The 24,384-nt window shown below is 56.9% G+C and carries 29 protein-coding genes and 4 pseudogenes; 13 read left to right on the top strand and 20 right to left on the bottom strand.

Annotated elements, in window-relative coordinates; genetic code table 11:
• Positions 1 to 27 precede the first annotated feature (27 nt).
• From HUE57_RS02420 to HUE57_RS02360, 13 genes and pseudogenes are all read right to left on the bottom strand, one after another.
• Positions 28 to 522: pseudogene (locus HUE57_RS02420) on the bottom strand (peptidylprolyl isomerase); the annotation flags it as partial.
• A gap of 104 nt (positions 523 to 626) precedes the next feature.
• Positions 627 to 1,052 carry an HIT domain-containing protein gene (locus HUE57_RS02415; protein ID WP_174672661.1) on the bottom strand — a complete coding sequence of 142 codons (426 nt, stop codon included), beginning with the start codon at positions 1,050 to 1,052 and terminating at the stop codon, positions 627 to 629.
• Positions 1,053 to 1,055: 3 nt separating this feature from the next.
• A complete protein-coding gene (locus tag HUE57_RS02410) occupies positions 1,056 to 2,459 on the bottom strand; it encodes a YdgA family protein (protein WP_174672660.1) in 1,404 nt (467 codons plus the stop codon).
• 83 nt (positions 2,460 to 2,542) lie between these two features.
• Positions 2,543 to 3,103, bottom strand: a complete 561-nt coding sequence (gene tsaC / locus HUE57_RS02405) for an L-threonylcarbamoyladenylate synthase type 1 TsaC (protein ID WP_078482897.1) — start codon at positions 3,101 to 3,103, stop codon at positions 2,543 to 2,545.
• A gap of 16 nt (positions 3,104 to 3,119) precedes the next feature.
• Positions 3,120 to 3,629: a 5-(carboxyamino)imidazole ribonucleotide mutase gene (purE, locus tag HUE57_RS02400; protein ID WP_078482898.1), complete on the bottom strand. Its 510-nt coding sequence runs from the start codon at positions 3,627 to 3,629 to the stop codon at positions 3,120 to 3,122.
• A gap of 48 nt (positions 3,630 to 3,677) precedes the next feature.
• Positions 3,678 to 5,969 (bottom strand): annotated as a pseudogene (gene topA / locus HUE57_RS02395) (type I DNA topoisomerase).
• Between the two features lie 81 nt (positions 5,970 to 6,050).
• Positions 6,051 to 6,530: a Smg family protein gene (locus HUE57_RS02390; protein WP_078482900.1), complete on the bottom strand. Its 480-nt coding sequence runs from the start codon at positions 6,528 to 6,530 to the stop codon at positions 6,051 to 6,053.
• Positions 6,511 to 6,966, bottom strand: a pseudogene (locus HUE57_RS18885) (DprA-like winged helix domain-containing protein); the annotation flags it as partial. The pseudogene HUE57_RS18885 and the gene HUE57_RS02390, both read right to left, overlap by 20 nt.
• Positions 6,967 to 7,161: 195 nt before the next feature.
• Positions 7,162 to 7,452 (bottom strand): annotated as a pseudogene (locus HUE57_RS18875) (DNA-processing protein DprA); the annotation flags it as partial.
• Positions 7,364 to 8,218 carry a DNA-processing protein DprA gene (locus tag HUE57_RS20125; RefSeq protein WP_420885705.1) on the bottom strand — a complete coding sequence of 285 codons (855 nt, stop codon included), beginning with the start codon at positions 8,216 to 8,218 and terminating at the stop codon, positions 7,364 to 7,366. The pseudogene HUE57_RS18875 and the gene HUE57_RS20125, both read right to left, overlap by 89 nt.
• 35 nt (positions 8,219 to 8,253) lie before the next feature.
• Complete coding sequence (locus HUE57_RS02370) at positions 8,254 to 9,270, bottom strand: LysM peptidoglycan-binding domain-containing protein (protein WP_078482901.1); 1,017 nt, start codon at positions 9,268 to 9,270, stop codon at positions 8,254 to 8,256.
• Positions 9,218 to 9,505, bottom strand: coding sequence for a hypothetical protein (locus HUE57_RS02365; protein WP_174672659.1), 288 nt, complete (start codon positions 9,503 to 9,505; stop codon positions 9,218 to 9,220). Before HUE57_RS02365 ends, HUE57_RS02370 begins: the two co-directional genes overlap by 53 nt.
• Complete coding sequence (locus HUE57_RS02360) at positions 9,463 to 9,600, bottom strand: hypothetical protein (protein ID WP_174672658.1); 138 nt, start codon at positions 9,598 to 9,600, stop codon at positions 9,463 to 9,465. The genes HUE57_RS02365 and HUE57_RS02360 overlap by 43 nt, the downstream gene beginning before the upstream one ends.
• A 100-nt stretch (positions 9,601 to 9,700) precedes the next feature.
• Between HUE57_RS02360 and def the strand changes: the two genes are divergently transcribed.
• The 12 genes from def (at position 9,701) to HUE57_RS02300 (ending at position 21,354) form a co-directional block, all read left to right on the top strand.
• Positions 9,701 to 10,243 (top strand): peptide deformylase, encoded by a 543-nt coding sequence (gene def, locus HUE57_RS02355; RefSeq protein ID WP_078482902.1) that lies wholly within the window; start codon positions 9,701 to 9,703, stop codon positions 10,241 to 10,243.
• Positions 10,244 to 10,272: 29 nt separating this feature from the next.
• Positions 10,273 to 11,226 (top strand): methionyl-tRNA formyltransferase, encoded by a 954-nt coding sequence (gene fmt / locus HUE57_RS02350; protein ID WP_078482927.1) that lies wholly within the window; start codon positions 10,273 to 10,275, stop codon positions 11,224 to 11,226.
• Positions 11,223 to 12,515, top strand: a complete 1,293-nt coding sequence (gene rsmB / locus HUE57_RS02345; protein ID WP_078482903.1) for a 16S rRNA (cytosine(967)-C(5))-methyltransferase RsmB — start codon at positions 11,223 to 11,225, stop codon at positions 12,513 to 12,515. The genes fmt and rsmB overlap by 4 nt, the downstream gene beginning before the upstream one ends.
• A 93-nt stretch (positions 12,516 to 12,608) precedes the next feature.
• The gene (locus tag HUE57_RS02340; RefSeq protein ID WP_172840155.1) at positions 12,609 to 13,157 is read left to right on the top strand and encodes a DUF4390 domain-containing protein; all 549 of its coding nucleotides are present in this window, start codon (positions 12,609 to 12,611) and stop codon (positions 13,155 to 13,157) included.
• Positions 13,158 to 13,171: 14 nt separating this feature from the next.
• Complete coding sequence (locus tag HUE57_RS02335; RefSeq protein WP_078482905.1) at positions 13,172 to 15,364, top strand: sensor histidine kinase; 2,193 nt, start codon at positions 13,172 to 13,174, stop codon at positions 15,362 to 15,364.
• Between the two features lie 37 nt (positions 15,365 to 15,401).
• Entirely contained in the window at positions 15,402 to 16,769 is a 1,368-nt protein-coding gene (locus HUE57_RS02330) for a sigma-54-dependent transcriptional regulator (protein WP_078482906.1), read from the top strand.
• Positions 16,770 to 16,854: 85 nt separating this feature from the next.
• Positions 16,855 to 18,228 carry a Trk system potassium transporter TrkA gene (gene trkA / locus HUE57_RS02325; RefSeq protein ID WP_078482907.1) on the top strand — a complete coding sequence of 458 codons (1,374 nt, stop codon included), beginning with the start codon at positions 16,855 to 16,857 and terminating at the stop codon, positions 18,226 to 18,228.
• 15 nt (positions 18,229 to 18,243) lie between these two features.
• Positions 18,244 to 19,695 carry a TrkH family potassium uptake protein gene (locus HUE57_RS02320; protein WP_078482908.1) on the top strand — a complete coding sequence of 484 codons (1,452 nt, stop codon included), beginning with the start codon at positions 18,244 to 18,246 and terminating at the stop codon, positions 19,693 to 19,695.
• Positions 19,696 to 19,701: 6 nt separating this feature from the next.
• Positions 19,702 to 20,307 carry a class I SAM-dependent methyltransferase gene (locus HUE57_RS02315; RefSeq protein ID WP_078482909.1) on the top strand — a complete coding sequence of 202 codons (606 nt, stop codon included), beginning with the start codon at positions 19,702 to 19,704 and terminating at the stop codon, positions 20,305 to 20,307.
• A 31-nt stretch (positions 20,308 to 20,338) separates the two neighbouring features.
• Positions 20,339 to 20,521 (top strand): hypothetical protein, encoded by a 183-nt coding sequence (locus tag HUE57_RS02310; protein WP_135622029.1) that lies wholly within the window; start codon positions 20,339 to 20,341, stop codon positions 20,519 to 20,521.
• An 8-nt stretch (positions 20,522 to 20,529) separates the two neighbouring features.
• On the top strand, positions 20,530 to 20,982 hold the full coding sequence (locus tag HUE57_RS02305; RefSeq protein ID WP_078482911.1) for a C-GCAxxG-C-C family protein: 453 nt from the start codon (positions 20,530 to 20,532) through the stop codon (positions 20,980 to 20,982).
• A 51-nt stretch (positions 20,983 to 21,033) separates the two neighbouring features.
• Entirely contained in the window at positions 21,034 to 21,354 is a 321-nt protein-coding gene (locus HUE57_RS02300) for a tetratricopeptide repeat protein (protein WP_078482912.1), read from the top strand.
• A 13-nt stretch (positions 21,355 to 21,367) separates the two neighbouring features.
• On the opposite strand, the gene HUE57_RS02295 is transcribed toward HUE57_RS02300, so the two are convergent.
• Together HUE57_RS02295 and HUE57_RS02290 are read right to left on the bottom strand one after the other, a co-directional pair.
• Positions 21,368 to 21,628, bottom strand: a complete 261-nt coding sequence (locus HUE57_RS02295; protein ID WP_174673707.1) for a sulfotransferase — start codon at positions 21,626 to 21,628, stop codon at positions 21,368 to 21,370.
• A gap of 76 nt (positions 21,629 to 21,704) precedes the next feature.
• Positions 21,705 to 21,932, bottom strand: coding sequence for a hypothetical protein (locus HUE57_RS02290; RefSeq protein ID WP_174672657.1), 228 nt, complete (start codon positions 21,930 to 21,932; stop codon positions 21,705 to 21,707).
• A gap of 16 nt (positions 21,933 to 21,948) precedes the next feature.
• Between HUE57_RS02290 and HUE57_RS02285 the strand changes: the two genes are divergently transcribed.
• Entirely contained in the window at positions 21,949 to 22,119 is a 171-nt protein-coding gene (locus HUE57_RS02285) for a hypothetical protein (protein WP_174672656.1), read from the top strand.
• Positions 22,120 to 22,155: 36 nt separating this feature from the next.
• Here the strand turns inward: HUE57_RS02285 and HUE57_RS02280 are convergent, their stop codons facing one another.
• The 5 genes from HUE57_RS02280 to HUE57_RS02260 all read right to left on the bottom strand — a co-directional run bounded on the left by HUE57_RS02280 (position 22,156) and on the right by HUE57_RS02260 (position 24,360).
• Complete coding sequence (locus HUE57_RS02280) at positions 22,156 to 22,317, bottom strand: hypothetical protein (RefSeq protein WP_174672655.1); 162 nt, start codon at positions 22,315 to 22,317, stop codon at positions 22,156 to 22,158.
• Positions 22,317 to 22,706 (bottom strand): hypothetical protein, encoded by a 390-nt coding sequence (locus tag HUE57_RS02275; protein ID WP_174672654.1) that lies wholly within the window; start codon positions 22,704 to 22,706, stop codon positions 22,317 to 22,319. The genes HUE57_RS02280 and HUE57_RS02275 overlap by 1 nt, the downstream gene beginning before the upstream one ends.
• Before the next feature lie 320 nt (positions 22,707 to 23,026).
• Entirely contained in the window at positions 23,027 to 23,371 is a 345-nt protein-coding gene (locus HUE57_RS19505; protein ID WP_174672653.1) for a lysophospholipid acyltransferase family protein, read from the bottom strand.
• Complete coding sequence (locus HUE57_RS19500) at positions 23,344 to 23,610, bottom strand: LpxL/LpxP family acyltransferase (protein ID WP_174672652.1); 267 nt, start codon at positions 23,608 to 23,610, stop codon at positions 23,344 to 23,346. Before HUE57_RS19500 ends, HUE57_RS19505 begins: the two co-directional genes overlap by 28 nt.
• A gap of 6 nt (positions 23,611 to 23,616) precedes the next feature.
• Positions 23,617 to 24,360: a PP-loop family protein gene (locus tag HUE57_RS02260; protein ID WP_078482917.1), complete on the bottom strand. Its 744-nt coding sequence runs from the start codon at positions 24,358 to 24,360 to the stop codon at positions 23,617 to 23,619.
• Positions 24,361 to 24,384 lie beyond the last annotated feature (24 nt).

The following is a 24,384-nucleotide window of genomic DNA, read 5'->3' as shown; positions in this document are numbered from 1 at the left end:
CAGAGCTGACTCCCCGCAGACTTCTATTTAGGCTTCTTCGACGCGTTTTGCAGAGCTGACCACAATCGGTTCAACCGGTACGTCCTGGTGACCGCCCTGGTTACCGGTCTGTACCTTGGCAATGTTGTCGATCACATCCATGCCATCAACAACCTTGGCGAAGACGGCGTAGCCGAAGTCACGCGAGCCGTGGTCGAGGAAGGCGTTGTCGACCACATTGATGAAGAACTGTGAGGTGGCGCTGTCGACCTCCGAGGTGCGCGCCATCGAGAGAGTGCCGCGCTCGTTCTTCAGGCCGTTGTCCGCCTCGTTCTTGATCGTCTCGCGTGTCGTTTTCTGGCTCATCGATTCATCAAAGCCACCGCCCTGGATCATGAAGCCGGGGATCACACGGTGGAAGATGGTGCCGTCGAAGAAGCCGTCGTCGACATATTTGAGAAAGTTCTCAACGCTGATCGGTGCCTTCTCGGGGTAGAACTCGAGGGTGAAGTCGCCGTGTGAGGTGGAAAAAACAACCATGGGTATGCTCCTGATCTCTCTAAATCGGTTTGGACCGCGATCGTCGCGGTGAAAATTCCAGAAGCGGCAAATTCTAGCGCTTTATCGGAAAAATTACCTCTATTCCCCTAGCAATCAACGGGGTAAAGGGGGCGTTGGAGTTGATCAAGTAGCTGTTCAATCCGTTCGTCACGCAGCCGATCGTTGTATGGCTTTGCCGGGTGTTTGCCCCATACCGGTGCTGGCCAGCTGGGATCGGAGGCGTAGCGGGCAATATGGTGTATGTGCAGTTGTGGCACCAGATTGCCGAGTGCGGCGACGTTGATCTTTTCGGCCGCAAAGGCCGTTTCAATAGCGCTGGCCAGGGCGCTAGACTCAGAGATCAGCTGCTGCTGATCGCCCTCGTCGAGATGGTGGATCTCGCGTAGCTCACTCCTCTCCGGCACCAGAATGAACCAGGGATAGCTGGCATCGTTCATCATCAGCAATCGGCAGAGTTCAAAACGACCTAGAGTAAAGCAGTCGTTATCGAGTTGGGGATGGAGGGTAAACATCGGCTATTGCTGGGGTTGCTGCATCAGCATCGAGAGGATGTCGGCTGCCTGACCGTTGATGGTCAGTGCACCCTTGCGGTACTCGATGCGGCTGCGGTAGCTGTCGCCCTGCTCAACGATCCACTGCTGTTGACCAAACAGGATCAGCTGGCTCTCAACCCCTTGTAGCGCCAGCGCTTCAAGTTCATCGTCGGCGATCTCCTGTCCCTGCTGGGCAGCGGCGGTGGCGATACGCTGTTTGCTCGATTGGAGCATCGCTTTTTTCACCAGTGCCTTGGGCATGTCGAACTCAACATCGCCGTCGAGATCCATCAGTAGTGCCATCGGTTGATCGAGATGGAGATTGCCATCGCCGGTGTAGGCGATGCGCAGGTTGCCGTTAACCCTCCCTTCGGGAGTGGTCGCCCCCATACGGGTGATTGAGATCTCGGGTGAGCTGCGCAGTAGGGTCGGTAGATTGCCGATCAGGGTCAGCCCCATCATCTGTACAGCGGCTTCTGGTTCGATGCCCATCGCCTGAATCTCGGTGATTTTCCGATTCAGCTCCACATAGGCGTCAATATCGAGATGTTTGATTTCGATCGCATAGCCGGGAGCGGTGAGCTGATAGTCATCGACGGTGAGGCTGTCGGCATCGAACGCGACGGAGATGGTGTGTAACTTCTCGCTCTCAGCCTGCTGATTAGAGACGATGCGTAGCTTGTCGAGGCGGAAGTCGGGTTTGTCGGGTGCAGTGAAGTCGAATTTAAGATGATCCATGCCGATACGACTCTCGCCGATCCAGACCATATCGCGTACACGGTTCAGATTGGCGAGCATGGAGATCTCGCCCATCTCCATACTCGCCTCGCTATCGGAGACCTTGAGACCTGGCGCCTTTAGATCGGCGTTGGTCTGCTTCATCTGTTGGTCTTGATGGATGGTGCCGTTCACTCCCTGCCACTCGATCGCAACCGAAGGGCGTTCCAGTGCGCTGCCGCTAAAGGCGGGTGAGAGGATCTCGGTTGCCTCGCTACCATCATGGGCGATTCGGCTGATGACGCTCAGTGGTGCTTGATCACCAAAGTAGTGTTTGAACTCGTACTGCTGATCGGCGGGGATAGTCGCCTCAGTGGTAATGGTAAAGGCGTCGGTGGAATCGATTGTAGGACCATGCTGGATCTTATGGTTGAGTTCGAGAATCAGGGTGCCCTTCTGATGATTAAGCGTCATCTGGGAGCGTGCACTCGCATCGAAGAGTGAGCGCTGATACTCGAGTCTGTCGAGCTTGATAACGCCAGGTGTGGTGTAGCGTGTCAGCAGGGTATCGAAGTGTTGCTCGGCCTGCATGCCGTTGTAGTAGGGGAGTCCAACAGCGGCGCCCGCCGCGCCGAGTGTGATGATGGCCAGTACGCTCTTTGTACCCATGGTGTTATCCCTGTCTTATTAGTTGTTGGCTGAAGGTTGCGACGTTAACAGAATCGCGTGATGGCGGCATGTATCGATGAGTTTTAGCCGGCACGAATCAGTCGCCCATTAGCGGCATCGCGGATCTCGGTTGGCTGAGCGTTCCCACCTAACTCACCGTGAAGTGTGTAGTCGAGTCGATTGTCGAAATATTGCTCTACACGCAGAGCGCTACGTGCTGGTGGTTGATTGCTACGATTGGCGCTGGTTGAGACCAGCGCACCTCCAAAGCTGTCGCAGAGTGCAGCGGCTAGTGGGTGGGCGGTGACCCGTACAGCGAGTGTGTTGTGATGACCGCATAGCCACTGAGGTACCTCTGAGCGAGCGGGAAGTAGCCAGGTAGTCGGGCCGGGCCAACGCTGACTGATCCGCCTTAGCATCGGTTTGGCTAGTGGTTGTAGAAAGGGTTCAAGCTGCACTAATTCGGAGGCGATCAGAATCAACCCCTTATCGATAGGGCGCTGCTTTAACGCCAGCAGGCGCAGCACAGCGGCTCCATTGAGGGGGTTGCAGCCGAGGCCAAAGACCGACTCTGTTGGATAGGCGACGATGCCACCACGCCGTAGTGCGTGGGTGGCATGCCTGATCTGGAAGGGTGTGGCCAAGGGATAGGCCCGCTGCTTAGGCTAGCCCAAGCTCCTTTTGCACTTCGTCATTGCGGGCGAGAATCTTTTTCTTGTTCGCTTCACGCTCATCGCGCAGCTTCTGTGCCAGATCGCTATCGGAGACGGCCATGATTTGTGCGGCCAGATAGGCGGCGTTCTTGGCGCCAGCACTTCCGATAGCAACGGTGGCAACCGGGATACCGCCGGGCATCATTACGGTGGAGAGCAGCGCGTCCTGACCCTTGAGTGGGCCGCCGTCCATCGGTACACCGATAACGGGGCGTACGGTGATGGCGGAGACAGCGCCGGCGAGGTGCGCTGCAAGGCCTGCAGCACAGATAAAGGCCTGACAACCGCGCGCTTCAGCACCGGTGACATAGTCGTGGGTTGCCTCTGGGGTGCGGTGTGCCGAGTGGATACGCACCTCATAGGTAATATCAAAAGATTTCAGGGCCTTGAAGGTGGCCTGCAGCGCGGGCAGGTCGGAGTCAGATCCCATCAGGATGGCTACGAATGGTTTGCTCATGTTGATAACTTCCGTTTCTTAACTTTGTGAAAAATGGTGGTTTGTAATCTAGCTGTCGCTGGAGGATTCGTTCTCTTCAACCTCATAGGGTTCGGCGAAGTCACACTCGCTCTGCGGGCAGACCTTCTCGGTACCGCGACGCTTGGTGGTCTTGACGGTAACAATCGGCCAGTCGCATTTGGGGCACGGCTCGTTGAGTGGCTCGTTCCAGATCGCGTAGTCGCAGTCGGGGTAGCGGGCACAGGAGTAGAAGATCTTGCCACGGCGTGAACGACGCTTGAGGATCGTCCCCTGTTTGCATTTGGGGCACTCTACGCCGGTATCTTCCGGTTTGATCAGCGGTTCGATGAACTTGCAGTCGGGGTAGCTGCTGCAGCCGATGAATTTGCCGTAACGACCCTGCTTGATAACCAGCTGAGAGTCACAATCGGGGCAGCTACGACCCTCGACAATTTCAGGTTCGTTGCTGCTGTTGTCATCGCCCAGATTACGGGTGTAGTCGCATTCCGGGTAACCGCTACAGCCAACAAAGCGGCCACGACGTCCGAGGCGGATGTTGAGAGGCTTGCTGCACTTGGGGCACTCCTCGTCGAGCGCTTCGGTGGTAACGTCGCTACGTTTGACGCTCACCTCCTTATCGTCGATCTGTTCCTTGAACGGTTTCCAGAACTTGCTCAGCACCGGCACCCACTCCATCTCGCCACGTGAGATCGCATCGAGATCATCCTCGAGCTTGGCGGTGAAGTCATAGTCGACGTAGGGGGTGAAGTGTTCAGTAAGGAAACGCTTTACCACCCGGCCGACATCGGTGGGGATGAAGCGTTTTTTGTCCATCTCTACGTATTCACGGTTCTGCAGGGTGGAGATGATGCTGGCGTAGGTGGAGGGGCGGCCGATGCCGTGCTCCTCAAGCGACTTGACCAGACTCGCCTCGGTGTAACGTGGTGGTGCTCGTGAACGCTGTGACCGGCTTAATCGACAGCTCGGACGTCTCACCTCATTCATCGGCGGTAGCACTCTCATCGCGGTGTCGCCCGGCATCACCTACTCTCCTGATAGAGGGTCATGAAGCCGGGTTTGGTGATGGTGGAGCCGGTGGCGCGGAAGGTGTTGCCTTCACCGGCATCCGAGTCAACTCCACGTGTCGACGCTGGCATGGATCATCTGCGACGAGGTACCTTCGATCGGGTTGTAGGTTGTACTGCCGGTAGGGCGGTCTATCTCGTCAGGGAGATGGTTGACCGAGGTGGGGCGTACCGCCTCGTGCGCCTCCTGAGCATTCTTCGATTTGGTCTTGTAGCCACGCGCTTCCTTCGGCACATTTTCTGCGCCGTAACGCTCTGCGATCAGACTGCGAATCTCATCCAACGCCTCCTGGGCGAGATTAACCGAATCGGTACGCATGTAGGTGATCAGGCCAACGGTCTCACCACCAATATCAACACCTTCATAGAGTTGCTGTGCGGTACGCATGGTGCGCTGTGTGGTAAAGCCGAGCTTACGCGACGCCTCCTGCTGCAGAGTAGAAGTGGTGAAAGGGGCGGCCGGATTACGACGGCGCTGCTTCTTCTCCACCTTGTCGATGGTGAGCTTGCCGCCTGCTGCCTCAAGCAGGGTGCGCTCCGCCTCAGAGGCGAGTTCACCGTTGTTGATGGTGAACTGTCCGAGCTTTTCACCCTTATAGTAGGAGAGCTTGTAGTAGGAGAGCTTGGCCTGTAGCGGCTGACTATCCTTACTCGCGCCCGCCTCAATGGTCCAGTACTCACGCGCCTCGAACGCCTCGATCTCCTCCTCGCGTTCAACGATCATGCGTAGCGCGGGGCTCTGCACTCGTCCGGCGGAGAGACCGCGACGGATCTTTTTCCACAGTAGTGGTGAGAGGTTGAAGCCGACCAGGTAGTCGAGGGCGCGACGCGCCTGCTGCGCATCAATCAGTGATTGAGCCAGTTCGCGAGGGTTGGCGACGGCATCATTGACGGCGCGTTTAGTGATTTCGTGGAAGACAACACGGAAGACCGGTTTCTCTTTTAGTAGCTTTTTGGCGCGTAGTATCTCTAGCAGATGCCAGGAGATCGCTTCACCCTCGCGATCAGGGTCAGTTGCGAGATAGAGTACATCGGCCTTGCGAAACGCCTTGGCGATCGCTTGCACATGTTTGTCGTTTTTGTCGATCACCTGATACTTCATAGCGAAGTCGTTATCGGGATCGACCGCACCCTCTTTCGGTACCAGATCACGCACGTGACCATATGAAGCGAGGACCTCGAAGTCCTTGCCCAGATATTTCTTGATGGTCTTCGCCTTTGCGGGCGACTCCACAATTACAAGGTTTTTGCTCATTTTATCAATGGCTTGCGTTGCGTTAGGTCAATGGTTGACGCTGCCGGTTCGGCATAAAACGTCAAGGCTATGGGAGGGAGATTAGTGCAGATACCCGGTAGGGTTGTCAAATACGAGGTCTTCCATCCATGCGTAGGCCTCCTCCTCGCCGGGGCGGGTGAAGAGCACCATCAGCACAACCCACTTGAGCTGTTCGAGGTCGATCTCATCGGTATTGAGTGCCATAAAACGCTCGATCACCAGCTCGCGACTGAGTGGGGTGAGGATGCCAGATTGCTCAAGAAAGATGAGAAATCCGCGACACTCTTTGTTGAGGCGAGCGGCCTCCTGGTCGGTATAGATGCGGAATGAGCGGTTGGCTGGAACGATAGTGTCGATAAGGTGCTGATTGTCGGCAAGCTCCTCAAGCCAGTGAATCGCCTTGTCGATTTCGCCCTCAAGAAAACCAGCCTCGTTGAGCCGATCTTTGATCGAATCGTGGTCGGGGGTGAGGTTGCTGTCGTCGTCCAGATAGTACTGTTCGAACAGGTACATCAGGGCGTCAAGGACGTTCTCTTTCATCGTGGCTCTCGTGGCTTGTCCGGGTGTAGCTGCCGCCGGGCAGTGCGGTAATGATACCGCGCATCTCTAATATAAGCAGCATGGATGAAACAACATCGGCCGTCAATCCGCTGCGCTCGATGAGGGTGTCGACCGAGGCGGGGTCGTGTCCGATCGCCTCTATCAGGCGTTGATAGTCTGGATCGAGGTTGGATTCCAACGCGTTATCGGTCGTCGCATCTTGAGTGGCATGAGCCTGTGCCGTCGCCAGTGAGCCAAGTTCTTCGAGCACATCGTTGGCCGTTTCCACCAGCTTGGCGCCGTCGCGAATCAGGCGGTGGCAGCCGCGGGCAAGTGGGTTGTGGATTGAGCCGGGAATGGCAAAGACCTCGCGTCCCTGTTCCATGGCGAGCCGCGCGGTAATCAGCGATCCGCTTCGTTGTGCCGCCTCAATCGCTGACCGCCATGGAGAGCGAAGTGAGGGCGGTTAGTCCCCGATAGTCGACGCCGTCTGCCTATTCGTAGTTGAGAGCGCGAGCGAACGACGGAGAACATGCAGCACGGCTTTATGTCGGCGTAGAGTCACTGAGGGAGTTGTGTAGAGCCGCGAAGAGGTGATTACGCAACGAACGCAGGACGGTCGGGCGCCGCAGGCATAACGTCGCGTGAGTTTTGCTGTTTGCTTGGCTTGGATGCCCAAACAAACTTTCGCAAAATAGCGACTCCCGGGACAAGTACCGAGGCTGAGACCACTGATGATTCGATTGCGGCGTGGAAAGTGACCGGGTTGGGGGCCGGTGCCGGGTGGGAACTCGGAGACCAGTGCGCCGTGTGCGGCAATGCGGTGGGCGAGGTCACGGTGTCGGGCGGGGTAGACGCGGTCGAGTCCGGTACCGGCTACGGCAATGGTGGGGCCACCACCCTGCAGTGCGCCCTCGTGCGCTGACCGCCATGGAGAGCGAAGTGAGGGCGGTTAGTCCCCGATAGTCGACGCCGTCTGCATATTCGTAGTTGAGAGCGCGAGCGGACGACGAAGAAGATGCAGCAGCGGCTTTATGTCGGCGTAGAGTCACTGAGGGAGTTGTGTAGAGCCGCGAAGAGGTGATTACGCAACGTACGCAGGACGGTCGAGGCGCCGAAGGCATAAACGGTCGCGTGAAGTTTTGCTGTTTGCTTGGGCTTGGATGCCCAAAACAAACTTTCGCAAAATAGCGACTCCCCGGGCTGGCGGCATCGATGCCGAGCGCCAGACCGCTGGTGATAGTAAATGATGCGCCGGCCAGGTGGCGGGCAAAGTCACGCGCCGTCTCGCTGCCGCCGGTTGTCGGGTTACGACTGCCTACTATCGCAATCTGTAGTGATGAGAGGAAGTCTGGGTCGCCGTGGACAAAAAGAAGCGGTGGCGGGTCGGCGATCTCACGCAACAGCACGGGGTAGCGGGTGTCGTTGAGCGTGATGATTGTGTTCGCGCTGCCCTCAAGCCACTCAAGATCGGCGCAAATAAGATCTTCATTGTTCTGCTGCAGGTGCCGGATGCTCTGCTCGCGAAGCCCCAGTTCTTTCAGAATGGATGTGGATGCATTGATTGCAGCCACTGGTGAATCAAAGTGATTGAGTAGCTTGGCGTAGGTGCGAGGCCCGATGCCGGGCGTGTGGAGTAGCTGAAGCCACGGCTTCACTGCTTCAATGGGATATTCGCTGTTTGACACTTAACAGGGGCCATCCTTTGCCCCGGAGAATCTGGTTATGGAGTTCTTACGCTATCAAGAATATGGATAGCACGACTCGACTCTAGAATCAGTGCATAGCTGACCTTCTCAAAGGTGCGGAAGACCATCAGTAGTCCAGACTGCTCGTCAGGAAGCTGTACCGTGCCGCCCTTGACGGAGTCAACGATTTCATCGCCTGCACGATCGATGGCAAGTACATGGCCGATTTCCATACCATCTCGTTCACCCAGATTGATGGTGATCACCTGGTCGCGCCCCGCCTGGAAGACGGCATCGAAGATCGAAATGATGCGGCCCTTAATCTGAGTCTTGGGGGCGTGGGGCAGATAGTTGTGTAGTACGGGGGTTTCCAGTATCGGGAGTAGATGGTCGCCGGTCTGGACTTCACGATTGGTGCCAGAGAGTTTGAACGTGGCTGGATCACCGCTGCGGAGCATCTTTGCGTTACCGACGTGAACTGCTTCGTAACCCAGTAGTTCTTTACTGTCAGGGTCGGTGTAGGCGTCGCCGAGGCGCAGAATTGAGTAATTCTGATCGGCACTAGTGATACCACGAGCATAGATTTTGTCACCGCTGGCAGTAGCGAGTCGCAGTTCATCGTGGGCCACCACATAGGGCGCGTTGTCGAACTCATTTTTACCGACAACACGGTTCTCGTTAAGGAACTGGCGAATAGTGTCGATGGGTATCAGCGGGATCGGCTGCTCGATACGCTGTGCGCGAATCTGCGGTGAGAGTTTGACGGTTGGAATCTTGCGTTCGATCACCAGCTTCGGTTTTCCCTGAACATAGATCAGGGTGATGACATCGCCGGGGTAGATCAAATGGGGGTTTTCGATCTGGGGATTGGCCTGCCATACCTCGGGCCAGAGCCATGGGCTCATCAGAAAGCGTTCGGAGATGTCCCAGAGAGTGTCGCCTTTAACGACCACGTAGCGGTCGGGGTGGTCGGCTCTTAGCTTAACTTCATCAGCGGCGTTAACAGCACCTACCAGTAAAAACAGCAGAGTAAACAGCTTGATGATTCGCATAGTTATCCCTATCAATCCTAGATACGTTATTGTGGCGATTCGGCGATTCTAGCCGATATCCACCGCTGACCGCCATGGATAGCGAAGCGAAGGCGGTTAGTCCGCGATAGTCGACGCCGTCTGCATATTCGTAGTTGAGAGCGCGAGCGGACGATGAAGAAGATGCAGCAGCGGCTTTATGTCGGCGTAGAGTCACTGGGGAGTTGTGTAGAGCCGCGAAGAGGTGATTACGCAACGTACGCAGGACGGTCGGGGCGCCGTAGGCATAAATGGTCGCGTTAAGTTTTTGCTGTTTGCTTGGGCTTGGATGCCCAAAACATGCTTCCGCAAAAATAGCGACTCCCCGATACTCTTATAGTAGGTTTGATATGGCCATTTCCGGTATGATCGTAGCATAGCAGTTGTATATCAGAAATTTCGGTAAATACAGATGGCAAAACTAGAGATCCTTCGCTTTCCAGACCCCAGACTTCGCAACAAGGCCAAGCCGTTGACAGAGGTTGATGATGGTGTGCGCCAGATTGTTGCCGACATGTTTGAGACGATGTATGAGGCGCCGGGCATCGGTCTGGCGGCGACTCAGGTCAACATCGACAAGCGTATCGTGGTGATCGATGTCTCCGAGGATAAGGACAATCCACTGGTATTGATCAACCCCGAAATACTCGAACTCGAGGGTGTTGAAGAGATGGAGGAGGGGTGTCTCTCTGTGCCGGGTACCTATGAGCTGGTGCAGCGTGCCGAACGGGTCAAGATGCGAGCCCTTGATCGTGAAGGTGAGTCCTATGAATTGTCGGCTGAAGGATTGCTGGCGGTCTGTATCCAGCACGAGATCGACCATCTCGATGGCAAGCTGTTTGTCGACTACCTCTCGCAGATGAAGCGTCAGCGTATCCGTAAAAGACTCGAGAAGGAGCGCAAGCAGGCGGGAAGTTCAGCGCAGAGCCCTGCTGATGGCGAGAAGGCGATTTAACAACGCCGCTGGCGTTCACCGAGAAGATGATGAGTAACTCCCCCCTCAAGATTATCTATGCGGGTACGCCCGATTTTGCCGTTCCGCCCCTGCAGGCACTGCTTGACTCCGAACACACCGTCTGCGCCGTCTATACCCAGCCCGACCGCCCGGCCGGTCGGGGACGTAAGCTACGCGCCAGTCCGGTTAAGACGGTGGCGCTTGAACACAATATTCCCGTCTTCCAGCCACTCTCGCTCAAGGATGAGGCAGAGCAGGCCGCGATTGCAGCACTGGATGCCGACCTGATGGTGGTGGTTGCCTACGGCCTGCTACTGCCGAAGGCGGTGCTCGATGCACCGCGCCTTGGCTGTATCAATATCCACGCCTCACTGCTGCCGCGCTGGCGTGGTGCGGCGCCGATTCAGCGCGCCATCCACAGCGGTGACAGCGAGACGGGTGTGGCAATCATGCAGATGGATGTGGGGCTCGATACCGGTGACGTGCTGAGTCTCGCCACTCTGCCGATTCTCCCCGAGGAGACCTCAGCGACTCTGCACGACAAACTCTCACAGCTCGGTGCTGCCACACTGGTCGATACCGTGGCGCGTATGAGTGACGGTGATATCTCGCCACAACCGCAGGATGAAGCGGGTGTGACCTATGCCGCCAAGCTGAGTAAAGCGGAGGCGCAGATCGACTGGTCCAATCCTGCTCGGGAGATCGCACAGGCGGTACAGGCCTTTAATCCCTGGCCGGTGGCTCAGACGGCGTTGGCAGAACAGACACTGCGCATCTGGCAGGCGCGAACTGTAGAGGGTGTTACGACAGATGCCACCCCCGGTGCCGTGGTGCATACGAGTGCCGATGGTATTGATGTCGCCTGTGGCGAAGGGGTGTTGCGCCTGCTGGAGGTCCAGCTCCCTGGCGGCAAGGCCCTACCGGTGGCTGATTTCATCAATTCACGTGATCTGAGCGGTGTCGTACTAGGCGGTCAAGCGTGAACTCACGGGCCGCTGCCGCCCGTGTTCTGGCGCAGGTGTTGGGCGAGGGGCGTTCGCTCTCCTCGGCCCTGCCGTCTGTGCTTAACAAGGTTGTCGCCAAGGATCGCGGTTTTGTGCAGAACCTCTGCTACAGCGTATTACGTGATCTACCCCGCCTCCGTGCGCTGATCAAACCCCTGCTTAAACAGCCACTGAAAAAACGTGATTCCGATATCGAGGCGCTGTTGCTCAGTGGTGCTTACCAGCTCTTTGATGCCAAGGTGCCAGCCCATGCGGCGCTGAATGAGTGCGTGGCCGCCACACGTCAGCTGAAGAAGGGTTGGGCTAGCGGCATGGTCAACGGTGTGCTGCGTAATCTGCAGCGGCAGGGCGAGGCGCTACCAGCCACTGCTGCGGACAAACTGGATGTGCAGTATGCCCATCCGCAGTGGTTGATCGAGCGTCTGCGCAAAGCGTGGCCAGATCAGTGGCAGGCAATTCTGCAGGGCAATAATGAACGGGCGCCGATGGTATTACGCGTTAACTGCTCGGTTACCACGCGTGAGGAGTATCTGCTGCAGCTAGAGAGTGCCGAGATAGCGGCGCAACCGCATCCTGTGGTCGACTCTGCACTGATCCTGGCAGAGCCTGTCGATGTGATGCGCCTGCCCGGTTTTGAAGAGGGCCTGGTGTCGGTGCAGGATGCTGCGGCACAGCTGGCCGCACCTCTGCTCGATCTGCAGCCGGGGCAGCGTGTGCTCGATGCCTGTGCAGCGCCGGGTGGTAAGACCGGTCATATTCTCGAGTCTGAAGCTGCGCTGGCAGAGGTGGTGGCGATCGACTCGGAGGGTGAACGGCTGATTCGGGTCGCCGATAATCTTGCGCGCATCGGTCTTTCAGCTGAGCTGATCGAGGCGGATGCAGCTGAAACGGCCTGGTGGGATGGCAAGCCTTTTGATCGAATTCTGCTCGATGCGCCCTGCTCGGCGACGGGTGTTATCCGACGTCATCCCGATATCAAATGGTTGCGTCGACCGAGTGATATAGCATCGCTGGTCGAAGAGCAGCAGCGATTACTGGAGGCGTTGTGGCCCTTGCTCGCCCCTGGCGGTATGCTGGTCTACGCTACCTGTTCAGTGCTACCGGTGGAGAATAGCGAGCAGATCGAGACGTTTCTAAAACAACACGACGATGCCGAGGAGCAGCCAATCGCGTCGCAGTGGGGGTTGGTACAGCCGTATGGGCGTCAAATCCTACCGGGTAGTGATGGGATGGATGGTTTCTATTACGCTTCTCTGATGAAGCGATAGTTATAAATAAACTGATTATAAAAAGGGTGTGCGGCGCATTGCGTCGATTGTGACGACTGAATGTTCGGACCAACACAACATCGAACCTGGAGCGTGCTATTTGCACTGTTCGGCTGGTTGACGGCGCTTATTGCGGTGCCGGCAGCTGCGGCCGATCCCGGCTTTGAGGTCAGAAGTGTTGAGGTTGAGCTGATCGATGAGGTCTATCAGCTCGATGCGGCGATCGAATATCGCCTCAGCAACTCGGCACTTGATGCGCTGCAGAGCGGAGTGCCACTGGTCTTTGAGTTGCAGATTGAACTGCTGCACAAACGCCAGTTCCTCTGGACTGAGACGGTCGCCTCGCTGCTGCAGCGCTACGAGCTGCGTTACCACGCCTTTACCGAGCGTTACATCCTGATCAATCTCAACAGCGGTGTGCAGGAGAGTGTTTCCGGCCTGGAGACGGCGCTCTATCGACTCGGTATTGTCGAGGGGGTGCCGGTAATCGACAGCAACCTGCTCGATAGCAATGACAAATATACGGTGCGTCTGCGTGCCAGCCTCGATCTCAATGCGCTGCCGATTCCTCTGCGTACTCTCGCCTTCGTCAAACCCTCCTGGTATCTCGGTGGTGATTGGCATGAAGTGCGTGTTAAGTAGCGGGTGATCGGACGATGAGGTTTGTGCGTTACCTGTTCAGCGGTACGCTTCCCGCGCTGCTGCTCTTTGCCATGCTGCTCACCTCGCTCTATCTGTTGAGTGAGTCGACCCAGAACAGCGAACAGTTCTCCCAGCTCTACATCGCCATGTTGGCGCTCAATGCGCTGATTCTGGTGATTCTGCTCGGTCTGATCATCTACAGTGTGATTAAGCTGATTCGTGGCTATCGCAACCGAGCCCCCGGCGCACGTCTGACCATGCGCATGGTGGTGATGTTTGTCATTCTCGCCGTTACCCCGGTGACCATCGTCTACCTCTTCTCAGTGCAGTTTCTGATGCGTGGTATCGATAGCTGGTTCAATGTGCAGGTGGAGAGTGCACTGGAGGATGCGATAGAGCTGAGCCGTAGTTCGCTCGATGCACGCATGAAGGAGCTGCTGCACGACAGTGAGGTGATGGGAGGCAAGCTGGAGAACGTCAGTGATACCTTTATGGCGGTAGAGGTTGATGATTTGCGCGTTGAGAGTGGCGCCGATGAGCTGACCCTGCTGGCGCAGAACGGCCACATCGTCGCCTCCAGTAGTAGTGACCCGACCCGCATCGTTCCCTATCAACCCGACGATGTGATCCTCTCTTACGTGCGTAACACGGGACCCTATGTCGGACTCGATGCGATTAACGATCTACTCTACATTCGAGTGGTCGTGCCGGTGACGGGCGTAGTTGATGGGGGTATGGGTGGTTTCATTATGCAGGTGCTCTATCCGGTCGCAGAACGGCTCGATCGGCTCGCGAGAAACGTTCAGGACGCCTATGGGCGCTACAAAGCGCTCGCCTATTTGCGTGAACCACTCAAGTTCAGCTTTATCGTTACCCTCTCTCTTGTACTGCTACTGAGTATCCTCTCCGCGGTACTCGCTGCCTTCTCCTCGGCGCGTCGGCTGGTGGCACCGATTGGTGATCTGGCTGAGGGTACCCGTGCGGTTGCAGCGGGCGACTACAACAAACGCATTCCAGAGATTGGCGGCGATGAGCTCGGAATTCTGGTGCGCTCATTCAACGTCATGACCAAACGCATCGCACACGCCAGTGATGAGGCACGACGCAGCCAACAGGAGGCGCAGAGCCAGCACGCCTATCTTGAGGCGGTGTTATCGCGCCTCACATCCGGTGTGGTGGTGCTCGATAGTGAGCTCTATGTGCGGACCATCAACGAGATGGCCGTGCAGTTCCTCAAGGTTGACCGAAGTGCGCTCCTCGATCAGCCCTTCACTCAATTGGCGGAACTGCATCCGGGACTAGAGGATTTTGTGGCTGCGCTAACGCCTCACTTCGATCAGGGCGGTAGCGAGTGGCGTGAAGAGGTGACGTTATTTAGTGGCGGTGGCCGCCAAGTGTTGATGTGTCGCGGCACCACCCTGCCTGATGAGGATGGGGGGGCGGTTGGTCACGTTATCGTCTTTGATGACATTACCAACCTGGTGCAGGCACAGCGCGATGCTGCCTGGGGTGAGGTAGCTCGTCGTCTCGCCCATGAGATCAAAAATCCGCTCACACCGATTCAGCTTTCGGCAGAGAGGCTGCGTCACAAATTCCTCAATAAGATGGAGGAGAAGGATGCGGCGGTGCTCGATCGTTCTACCCATACTATCGTCCAGCAGGTGGATGCGATGAAGGCGATGGTTAACGCCTTCTCCGACTATGCGCGTGCGCCGAAGATCGAGTTGCAGCGACTCGATCTCAATACCCTGGTCTACGATGTGCTCGAGCTCTATCGCGGTCCGGGTAGTGGTGTCGCGATCGAAAAGTCGTTGGCCGATGCGCTGCCAGAGATTGAGGCCGATGCGGGCAGGCTACGGCAGTTGGTGCATAATCTGCTCAAGAATGCGATTGAGGCGCTGGAGGATGTAGATACGCCAGTGGTAACGGTACGAACGGCCTGTATGCAGAAAGAAGATTGTCGCTACATTGAGCTTCGTTTTGAGGATAATGGTCTCGGTTTCCCCGAGGAGCTGCTGGGGCAGTTGTTTGAACCCTATGTAACGACCAAGACGAAGGGAACAGGACTGGGTCTGGCGATAGTGAAGAAGATTGTTGAGGAGCATGGTGGTGTGATTCGCGGTGAGAATCTCGAACCAAACGGCGCAGCGATCGTGATTCAGTTGCCGGTTATGGATGGAAAGAGTGACCGCGAGGAGCAAGCCTGATCGTAAGTCAGGCGAGAGATGAAGTGGAGATAACAAGATGAGTGCACCTCACATATTAATCGTCGATGACGAACCCGATATTCGTAACCTGCTCAAGGAGATCCTTGAGGATGAGAACTACGATGTCGCTACCGCTGAAAATGGTGAGGCGGCGCGACAGGCACTACGCGGTCGACGCCCCGATCTGATCATGCTCGATATCTGGATGCCCGATATTGACGGCATCACTCTGCTCAAGGAGTGGAATGAAGCTGGCGGCCTACCCTCGCCAGTCATCGTGATGTCGGGCCACGGCACGGTAGAGACGGCGGTTGAGGCAACTCGTCTTGGCGCCTACGACTTTGTCGAGAAACCGATCTCACTTGCCAAGCTGCTGGTGATGGTGCAGCGCGCTCTTGAGAGTGGCCGTCTGCAGCGTGAGAACGTCGGTCTGAAAAAACAGGCACCCGCCGATGAACCCTCTGGTAAGAGTGAGCGCATGCAGCAGCTACGCGATCAGGTGGTGCGTATCGCTCAGCACGATACCCGTGTGCTGATCCTTGGTGAGCCGGGTACCGGTAAAGAGGTCTTTGCACGTTATCTGCACGCCTCCAGCGCCCGTGCCGATGCACCCTTTGTCGAGGTCGGCGTGGGTGCAATCGCTGGCGAGAACTCAGCGGTTGAACTGTTTGGTAGTGAAGAGGGTGACCGGGTCCACTACGGTCTCTTCGAGCAGGCCAACGGCGGTACCCTGTTCCTAAATGAGATCGCCGATATGGACCAGCAGACCCAGGCGCGTCTGCAGAGTGTGCTCGAGAGCAAAAACTTCATGCGGGTCGGTGGTAGTGAGTCGGTTGAGGTCGATGTGCGGGTGGTCGCAGCGACACATCGTGACCTCGAACAACTGGTCCGTGAAGGGGCTTTTCGTGAGGATCTCTACTACAACCTCAACGTGATGCCGTTACAGATCCCGGAGCTGCACGAGCATGCCGAGGATGTCTCCGATCTGCTGCAATATTACGTCGACTACTGCGTACGTAACGACAACCTCCCCTATCGCCATTTCGGCATGGCGGCACAGAATCGACTACGTAACTACGGCTGGCCCGGCAATATCCGTGAGCTAAAGAACCTGGTGCAGCGTCTATTGATCCTCGGTGGTGATGAGGAGATCGGCCTCGAAGAGGTGGAGACGATGCTTGGTAGCAAGGCGGTACCGGTGGCGATCAATGGCCTCTCACCGACCGTCTTCGATCTGCCGCTACGTGAGGCGCGTGATCAGTTTGAGCGTGTCTATCTTGAGCATCAGCTCGAGGTGAGTGGTGGCAGTGTTGGTAAACTGGCGAAGCTGGCCGGCATGGAGCGCACTAATCTCTATCGTAAGTTGAAGGCGCTGGGTATCGATCCGAAGAGTGTCGGTCGATAGCATGCCCCTGAATAGGTAGAGATGCTCACGTGGCAGGCGTATTATCGCGCACCATATTTAAGGCATTGGTTGGCTTGAGCAGACTATGAAAATCATCATCCTCGGCGCGGGACAGGTCGGTGCATCGGTGGCGCATAACCTCGCCAGCGAGGCCAATGACATTACCGTGGTCGATCAGCGTAGCGAGATTCTGCGTGATCTGCAGGATCGTCTCGATCTGCGTACCGTGGCCGGTTACGCCGCGCACCCCGATGTGCTGATTCGTGCCGGTGCCGAGGATGCCGACATGATCCTTGCCGTGACCAACAGTGATGAGACCAACATGGTCGCCTGTCAGGTTGCCTATACCCTGTTCCGTACCCCGACCAAGATCGCGCGTGTGCGCAGTGTTGAGTTCCTCGCCCACCCTCGCCTCTTCTCGCAGGAGTCGCTGCCGATCGATGTGTTAATCAGCCCCGAACAGCTGGTCACCGACGATATTCTGCGCCTGGTCAGACACCCCGGTGCCTTGCAGGTGCTCGATTTTGCCGCTGGCCGGGTACAGTTGGTGGCGGTGCGTGCCTACTACGGTGGACCTCTGGTGGGCCATGAGCTGCATAACCTGCGTGATCACATGCCGGGTATCGATACCCGCGTTGCGGCGATTTTCCGCCGTGGCAAACCGATCATTCCCGAAGGCGATACCGTAATCGAAGCCGATGATGAGGTCTTCTTTGTTGCCGCGCGCAAAAATATCCGTGCCGTGATGAGTGAGCTGCGTCGGCTCGATAAGCCGGTGAAGCGGATCATGATTGCTGGTGGTGGCAACATCGGCACCCGTCTCGCCAAGGCGCTGGAGAGCAACTACTACGTGAAGATAGTCGAGCACAATCGGGTTCGTGCTCGCCAGCTCTCAGAGCAGCTCAACAGTGCCATCGTGCTGCAGGGCGATGTCGCCGACGAGGAGTTGCTGCTGGAGGAGAATATCGAGGATACCGATATCTTCTGCGCACTGACCAACGATGATGAGGCGAATATCCTCTCGGCGATGCTCGCCAAACGGCTCGGTGCGCGTAAGGTGATGTCGCTGATTAACCGCGCCTCCTACGTCGATCTGGTTGAGAGTAGCAGTATCGATATCGCCATCTCGCCGCAGCAAGCGACCATCGGTAGTCTGCTCGCCCATGTACGCCGAGGTGATGTGGCAATGGTCCACTCGTTGCGTCGTGGTGCGGCCGAGGCGATCGAGGCGGTGGCTCATGGCGATAGCAAAAACTCTAAGGTTGTAGGGCGACAGATCGATGAGATCACCCTGCCACCAGGCACCACCATCGGTGCGATCGTGCGTGGCAGTGAGGTGCTGATGGCGCATCACGACACCATCATTGAGGCAGAGGATCACGTCATCATGTTCTTGGTCGACAAGCAGCGTATTGCTGAGGTCGAGACACTGTTCCAGGTCGATGTGACCTTCTTCTAGGGCCCCGGTTAGCAGATGCAACTTCTGGTCGTACAACGCATTCTTGGTCTGCTGCTGATGATCTTCAGCTTCTCCATGGCGCCGCCGATTCTGGTCGGTTGGCTCTATGGCGATGGTGCCATCTCACCCTTCATGCAGGGCTTTCTGCTGATCTTTGTTGCCGGTCTGCTCTTCTGGTTGCCGGTACGCCATATCGACGAGGATATGCGCCTTCGCGACGGGTTTGTGGTGGTGGTCCTGTTCTGGACCGTGCTGGGCCTCTCGGGTGCGGTGCCACTGGCACTGGCAGAAGAGCTCAATCTCAACTTTGCCGGGGCGGTATTCGAGTCGCTCTCGGGGCTCACCACCACCGGTGCTACGGTGCTGGTGGGTATTGATGATCTTCCCCACTCGCTGCTCTTCTATCGCCAGCAGCTACAGTGGCTCGGTGGCATGGGCATCATCGTATTGGCGGTTGCGGTACTACCGATGCTCGGTGTCGGTGGTATGCAGCTCTATCGTGCCGAGACGCCAGGGCCGATGAAGGATAACAAGCTCACACCACGGATTACCGAGACGGCCAAGGCGCTCTGGTATATCTATCTGGGTCTGACCATCGCCTGTGCAGTGGCCTACTTTGCCGCTGGCATGGACCCCTTCGATGCGATTGCACACAGCTTCTCGACGGTCGCGATCGGTGGCTTCTCGACTCACGACATGAGTATGGGTTTCTTTAACAGTGCACTGATTGAGTCGGTTGCGGTGGTCTTCATGCTGCTCTCCGGTATCAACTTCGCGCTGCACTATCTGGCGTGGCGGCGCTTGAGCGCGGCACCTTATAGTGAAGATCCTGAGTCACGCACCTACTTTGTGGTGCTGCTGGTCACCGCTGCGATTACCACTATCTACCTGGTGCTGACGCAGACCTTCGGCGACTTCGGCAGTGCCTTGCACCACGGTATCTTCCAGGCGGTTTCAATCGGTACCACCACGGGTTTCACCACCGCAGACTACGCCTCCTGGCCCGGCTTTCTGCCGGTGATGCTGCTCTTTGTCAGCTTTATCGGCGGCTGTGCTGGCTCGACCGGTGGCGGCATGAAGGTGATGCGTTTTCTGCTGCTGTTCAAGCAGGGCGTACGTGAGATCAAGCGACTGGTTCACCCTAATGCGGTACTGCTGATCAAGGTTGGCAACACACCGATGCCGGAGAAGGTGGTCGATGCCGTATGGGGTTTCTTCGCCATCTACGTGGCGAGTTTTACCGTAATGATGCTGACACTGATGGCGACCGGGCTCGATCAGGTGACCGCCTTCTCGGCGGTGGCTGCCTGCATGAACAACCTCGGTCCGGGGCTGGGTGATGTCGGTTCCAACTACGCTGACATCAGTGATCTGGCCAAGTGGGTACTCTCTTTTGCGATGCTGCTCGGGCGTCTTGAGATCTTCACCCTGCTGGTGCTGCTTACCCCTACGTTCTGGCGTAAATAGTCGGCCATGAGTCTTGAAGATCAAGCGCGCTGGGATGCGCGCTACCGTAAGTTGGCCGATAACTCGATCCTGGAGCCTATCGCGCTGCTCAGAGAAAATCTGCACCTGTTGCCCCGCGAGGGGCGTGTGGTAGAGCTCGCCTGTGGCATGGGTGCCAACATTATGTTGTTGGCTGAACAGGGTTTGGAGTGTGAGGGGTGGGATATATCCCCTGTTGCCATCGATCTACTTGCGGCAGCAGCACGTGAGCGTGGCCTGTCGCTGCAGGGTGTGGTGAGAGATCTGGTAGCCGAACCACCGCAAGCCGAGCAGTTCGATGTGATGATCATCAGTCGTTATCTCGAGCGCTCGCTGTTTGCAGCGATTGCAGCAGCGCTCAAGCCCGGCGGGCTGCTCTTCTATCAAACCTATACACAACAGCACGTGACTGGCAGTGGCCCCTTCAATTCTGAATTCCGTCTCGCGCCCAATGAACTGCTACGAGCCTTCCCTGCATTGGAGCTGATCTACTATCGTGAAGAGGGACGTGTGGGTGATCTGGATCACGGTTTTAGAGACGAAGCAGAGCTGATCGCTCGTAAGCCTCTCGTCAATGAACACACTGCGCTATAAGAGTGTGGTGATTCATAAATGGGAGACTGAGATGAAGATGTTTCACTGCTTGTTGTGCGGCATGGCCCTGGTGTCCATCGTCGGTTGCTCAACAGAGGTCGAAGAGGGTGAGCATGTCTGGAAGGATCAGACACGTACCATTGAAGAGGCGAAACAGCTTGAGGATGCGATGCAGCAGAATCTCAAGCAACGTATGGAGCAGGTGGGTCAATAGAATACAAAATGAGTAAGTGTAAAGAGATCGCTGAGAAGTTCTGCAACGGCACCTCCTGTTCGCAGGCGATCCTCTCCAGTTATGCCGAGCAGTACGGTCTCGCCCCCGAACTTGCCTTCAAGATTGCCGCTGGGTTTAGTGGCGGCATGGGTAGAACCGGTAACACCTGTGGGGCACTGACCGGTGCGATCATGGTGGCCGGTCTGGAGAAGGGGGCGACGCACAAGGAGGATCAGTCCGCGAAGCAGAATACCTATGACACGGTGGGTGAGTTGATCGCGGCGTTTGAGCAGCGTTGGGGCACCACCGAGTGTCGCGAGCTGCTCGGTTGTAACATCGGTACCGCCGAGGGGTATGAAGCAGCGCGTGATCAGGCGCTATTTATAGTGCGCTGTCCCGAGATCGTTGAGAGTGCCGTAGAGATTCTCGAGCGGGTAATCGACCAGGCAGAGGAAGAATAACCCTACAAGATTTTCGTTGTTTTCATCCACATGGCTGACTAAGTTCAGCTTATGGATATAGAAGCACTCGAAAAGATGGTGGCAGCCGGACAGGAGAGCGCAATGCTCTGCTTTACCCTCGGCGGTGCCTATCTCAAGGCGGGAGATGGCAACCGTGCAATTGCCTCTTTGGCTCGTGCTGTCGAGCTCGATCCCGACTATTCAGCGGCATGGAAGCTCTATGGTAAGGCGTTAGTTGAGGTCGGGCGAAATGATGCGGCAGCGGTGGTCTACCAGCGCGGTATCGATATTGCCAACCAACGCGGCGATATTCAGGCAGCCAAGGAGATGCAAGTTTTTCTCCGGCGTCTGCAGAAACAGAAGGCTCAATAGGGAGGTTTGTACGCTACTCAAAGTAGTGTTCCAGACGGTGCCCCTTAAAGTGTGCCTTTAGTTCATCGAAATTCTCCACCAGCTCGCTCATCGGCTCTGGGTTCTGTTTTTTCAGGGTGAGTCTTGGTTTGGCGTAGGGTAGGCCGAGAAAAGATGTGATCTCTCTGAAGATGGCCTCGTGATCGGCGACCAGATCCTCGTAGTAGACCGTCAGCATTGGCTTGTCGCCAAAGCGTGTGTCTCCCTGCCCGATCTCCTGAAGCGTGTTATCGATCTCAGACTCGACCTCCGCTGACCGCCATGGAGAGCGAAGTGAGGGCGGTTAGTCCCCGATAGTCGACGCCGTCTGCCTATTCGTAGTTGAGAGCGCGAGCGAACGACGGAGAAGATGCAGCAGCGGCTTTATGTCGGCGTAGAGTCACTGAGGGAGTTGTGTAGAGCCGCGAAGAGGTGATTACGCAACGTACGCAGGACGGTCGGGGCGCCGCAGGCATAAACGGTCGCGTGAAGTTTTTGCTGTTTGCTTGGGCTGGATGCCCAAAACAAACTTCGCAAAATAGCGACTCCCCGGCACGCATCGCAGCGCGCTATCCGATGCGTATCGAGGTCTCACTGACCGAACTGGCCGATATGCTCACCAGCGTGATCGAGGGGAGTATCGTCGTTTCACGCGTCTTCTCCACCCAGGCGGTGCTGGCCGAACAGCTGCTGCAGTACCGCACCTATCTGAGACTGCTCTTTAACGACGCCTCACTGCTCTTATGAGTCGGTCAGTTGACCGGACGGGTCAGCAGTACGATGTTACCGGTATAGGGATGGCAGGGTGGGGAATAACCGGGCGTGTCTCGATGACATCGAAGCCGAGCCGTTGATAGAGGCGTAGCGCCCCTCGTTCTGGTCGAATACCTCGATACTGACGGTGTCGCAACCTGCGTCGACGGCGAGCTGATCGACTACACCCATCAGCGCTGTGCCGACCCCTGGCTTCGAAACTCGGGATAGCTGGCGACCATGTTGATGTAGAAGCTATCCGGTACACACTTTTCGAGCTCAACCAGCGGGCGAATAAACTCGGGTAGATCGTTGAGATCGTCACTCTCTTCGCTGGCTGGCAACCGATAGGCGAGCAGCATACCGGCAACCTTGCCATCGATGAGGGCGAGGTGGGCGTTACGATAGGAGAAGTTCTCATCTTCGCTGGCTGCATTTCGTGCGCCGACCGCCTCGATCGGTTCATCGCCGGTGCGGCCGCTCTCCCAGAAGTGGGCAGGAATGCCCTCGCCGGCCATCAATGCCAGTTCGGCAATAGCAAAGCAGTCGTACTGCTGTGCAGTACGTATCTCAAGTTCCATCGGTATTCGTCACCCTGTTTTAATTTTTTATAGAGTTTTGATTCGCCCTGGGTCGACTGCGGAATCGTTTATAGGCCCATTGGTACTGGGTGGGCGCTCGCGCGATACACGTCTCAACACCCTGATTGATTGCCGTTGCAGCGAGGCGCTGATCTCGCTCTGCAATCCCTCTGGGGCATCCAGAAAGTGAGCCGATAACCACCACCTTTCGGTAGACGTTCAGCGAAGCTGAATAGAACCGTGGCTTCCGATTTGGCAGCCAGTCGCGAGAGCAGGGTGGTGGTGTTGGTTTCAATATCGAAGAAGGGGCGAAGGTGCCGCTACCGCCATCGGCGGGCTCCCTGGTCGGGCAGGATGGCGATCAGCTCACCGCGTTTGAGCGCCTGGTAGAGCGAACGGATACCGCTGGCATCAGTGGGTACCAGGGTGGCACCGTTGCGTTCACGTCCGCTGCGAACCAGTTGATCGAGACCGCCGAGGCGCAATGGACGGTAGAGGGAGGTCATCGGCATACGATCGGCGCCGTAGAGCCCGACCATCTCCCAGCAGCCGAGGTGCGGCAGGGCGAGGATAATGCCCTTGCCACGTTCGACGGCGGCGTTGAGTATCGACTCGCCCTCTACCTCGACCAGTGTCTTCAGTGCCCGTTCACTGACCAGAGCCACATCGGTCCCGCCTCGATGGCGGTTCGTGCCGTCGATTTAAGACTGGCTCGGACCAGTGCAGCCCGTTCGCTGGATGGCATGTCGGGATAGCAGAGTGCGATGTTGATGCGGGTGATGTGGCGCAGATTGTTGGGGATGACCGCCATCCACCAGCCGATGAAGCCGCCGAGCGCATAGTTGAGGCGTAGCGGCAGCAGGCTGATCAGACGGAAAAAGAGAGTGGCGAGTAGGGAACGCATGGCTGATTACTCGGGCATGTTCTCATCCATCAGCGGACGCATCGCTGCCAGCATGGTCTTGAACAGCTGTTTGTTGTGCTGCTCCTCACCGGCCAGTAACTTCTTCATATGGTAACGCTCGGTCGGCTTCTCAAAGCAGGCGGGACAGTTCTCGAAGATCACCGGCAGCTCAGCCTCACGCGCAAATTCGGCGGTCTGACGCTCACGGGCGTAGACCAGCGGGCGGATAATACGCACATCACCCGCATCGTTGAGGTAGTGGGCCTTCATGGTGCGCAGCTGGCCGCGATAGAAGGCGGACATCAGGAAGCTCTCGGCCAGATCGTCAAGGTGCTGTGCCAGCGCCAGCACGTTGTAACCCTCGTTACGCAGCGTGGTGTAGAGAATGCCGCGTTTCATGCGTGAGCAGTAGGCGCAGTAAGAGAACTTTGGTTCATCCTGATGGGTCATCGCCTCCTCGGCGATTGGCTGTGAGATATAGAAGTAGGGGATGCCCAGTTCGGCCAGGTATGCCTTTAGCGGTGAGGGGTCGAAGCTCTCGTGCTGGGGGTCTACAGTTACCGCAGCGAGATCGAAGTGGATCGGAGCGTGACGCTGCAGATGGATCAGGATATGCAGTAGCGAGAGTGAATCCTTGCCACCAGAGAGGCCGAGCATTACCCGGTCGCCCTCACGAATCATGGTGTAGTCGCCGATAGCGCGACCGACGGGACGTAGCAGTCCCTTGGGTGGTTTGATCTTAATAGTCATGTTGCGATTCTATCGTGATTCACA

It is taken from the genome of Candidatus Reidiella endopervernicosa (assembly GCF_013343005.1).
Classification (GTDB): Bacteria; Pseudomonadota; Gammaproteobacteria.
The sequence above is the reverse complement of the archived record's forward strand: the minus strand, read 5'-3'. Positions and strand labels throughout refer to the sequence as shown.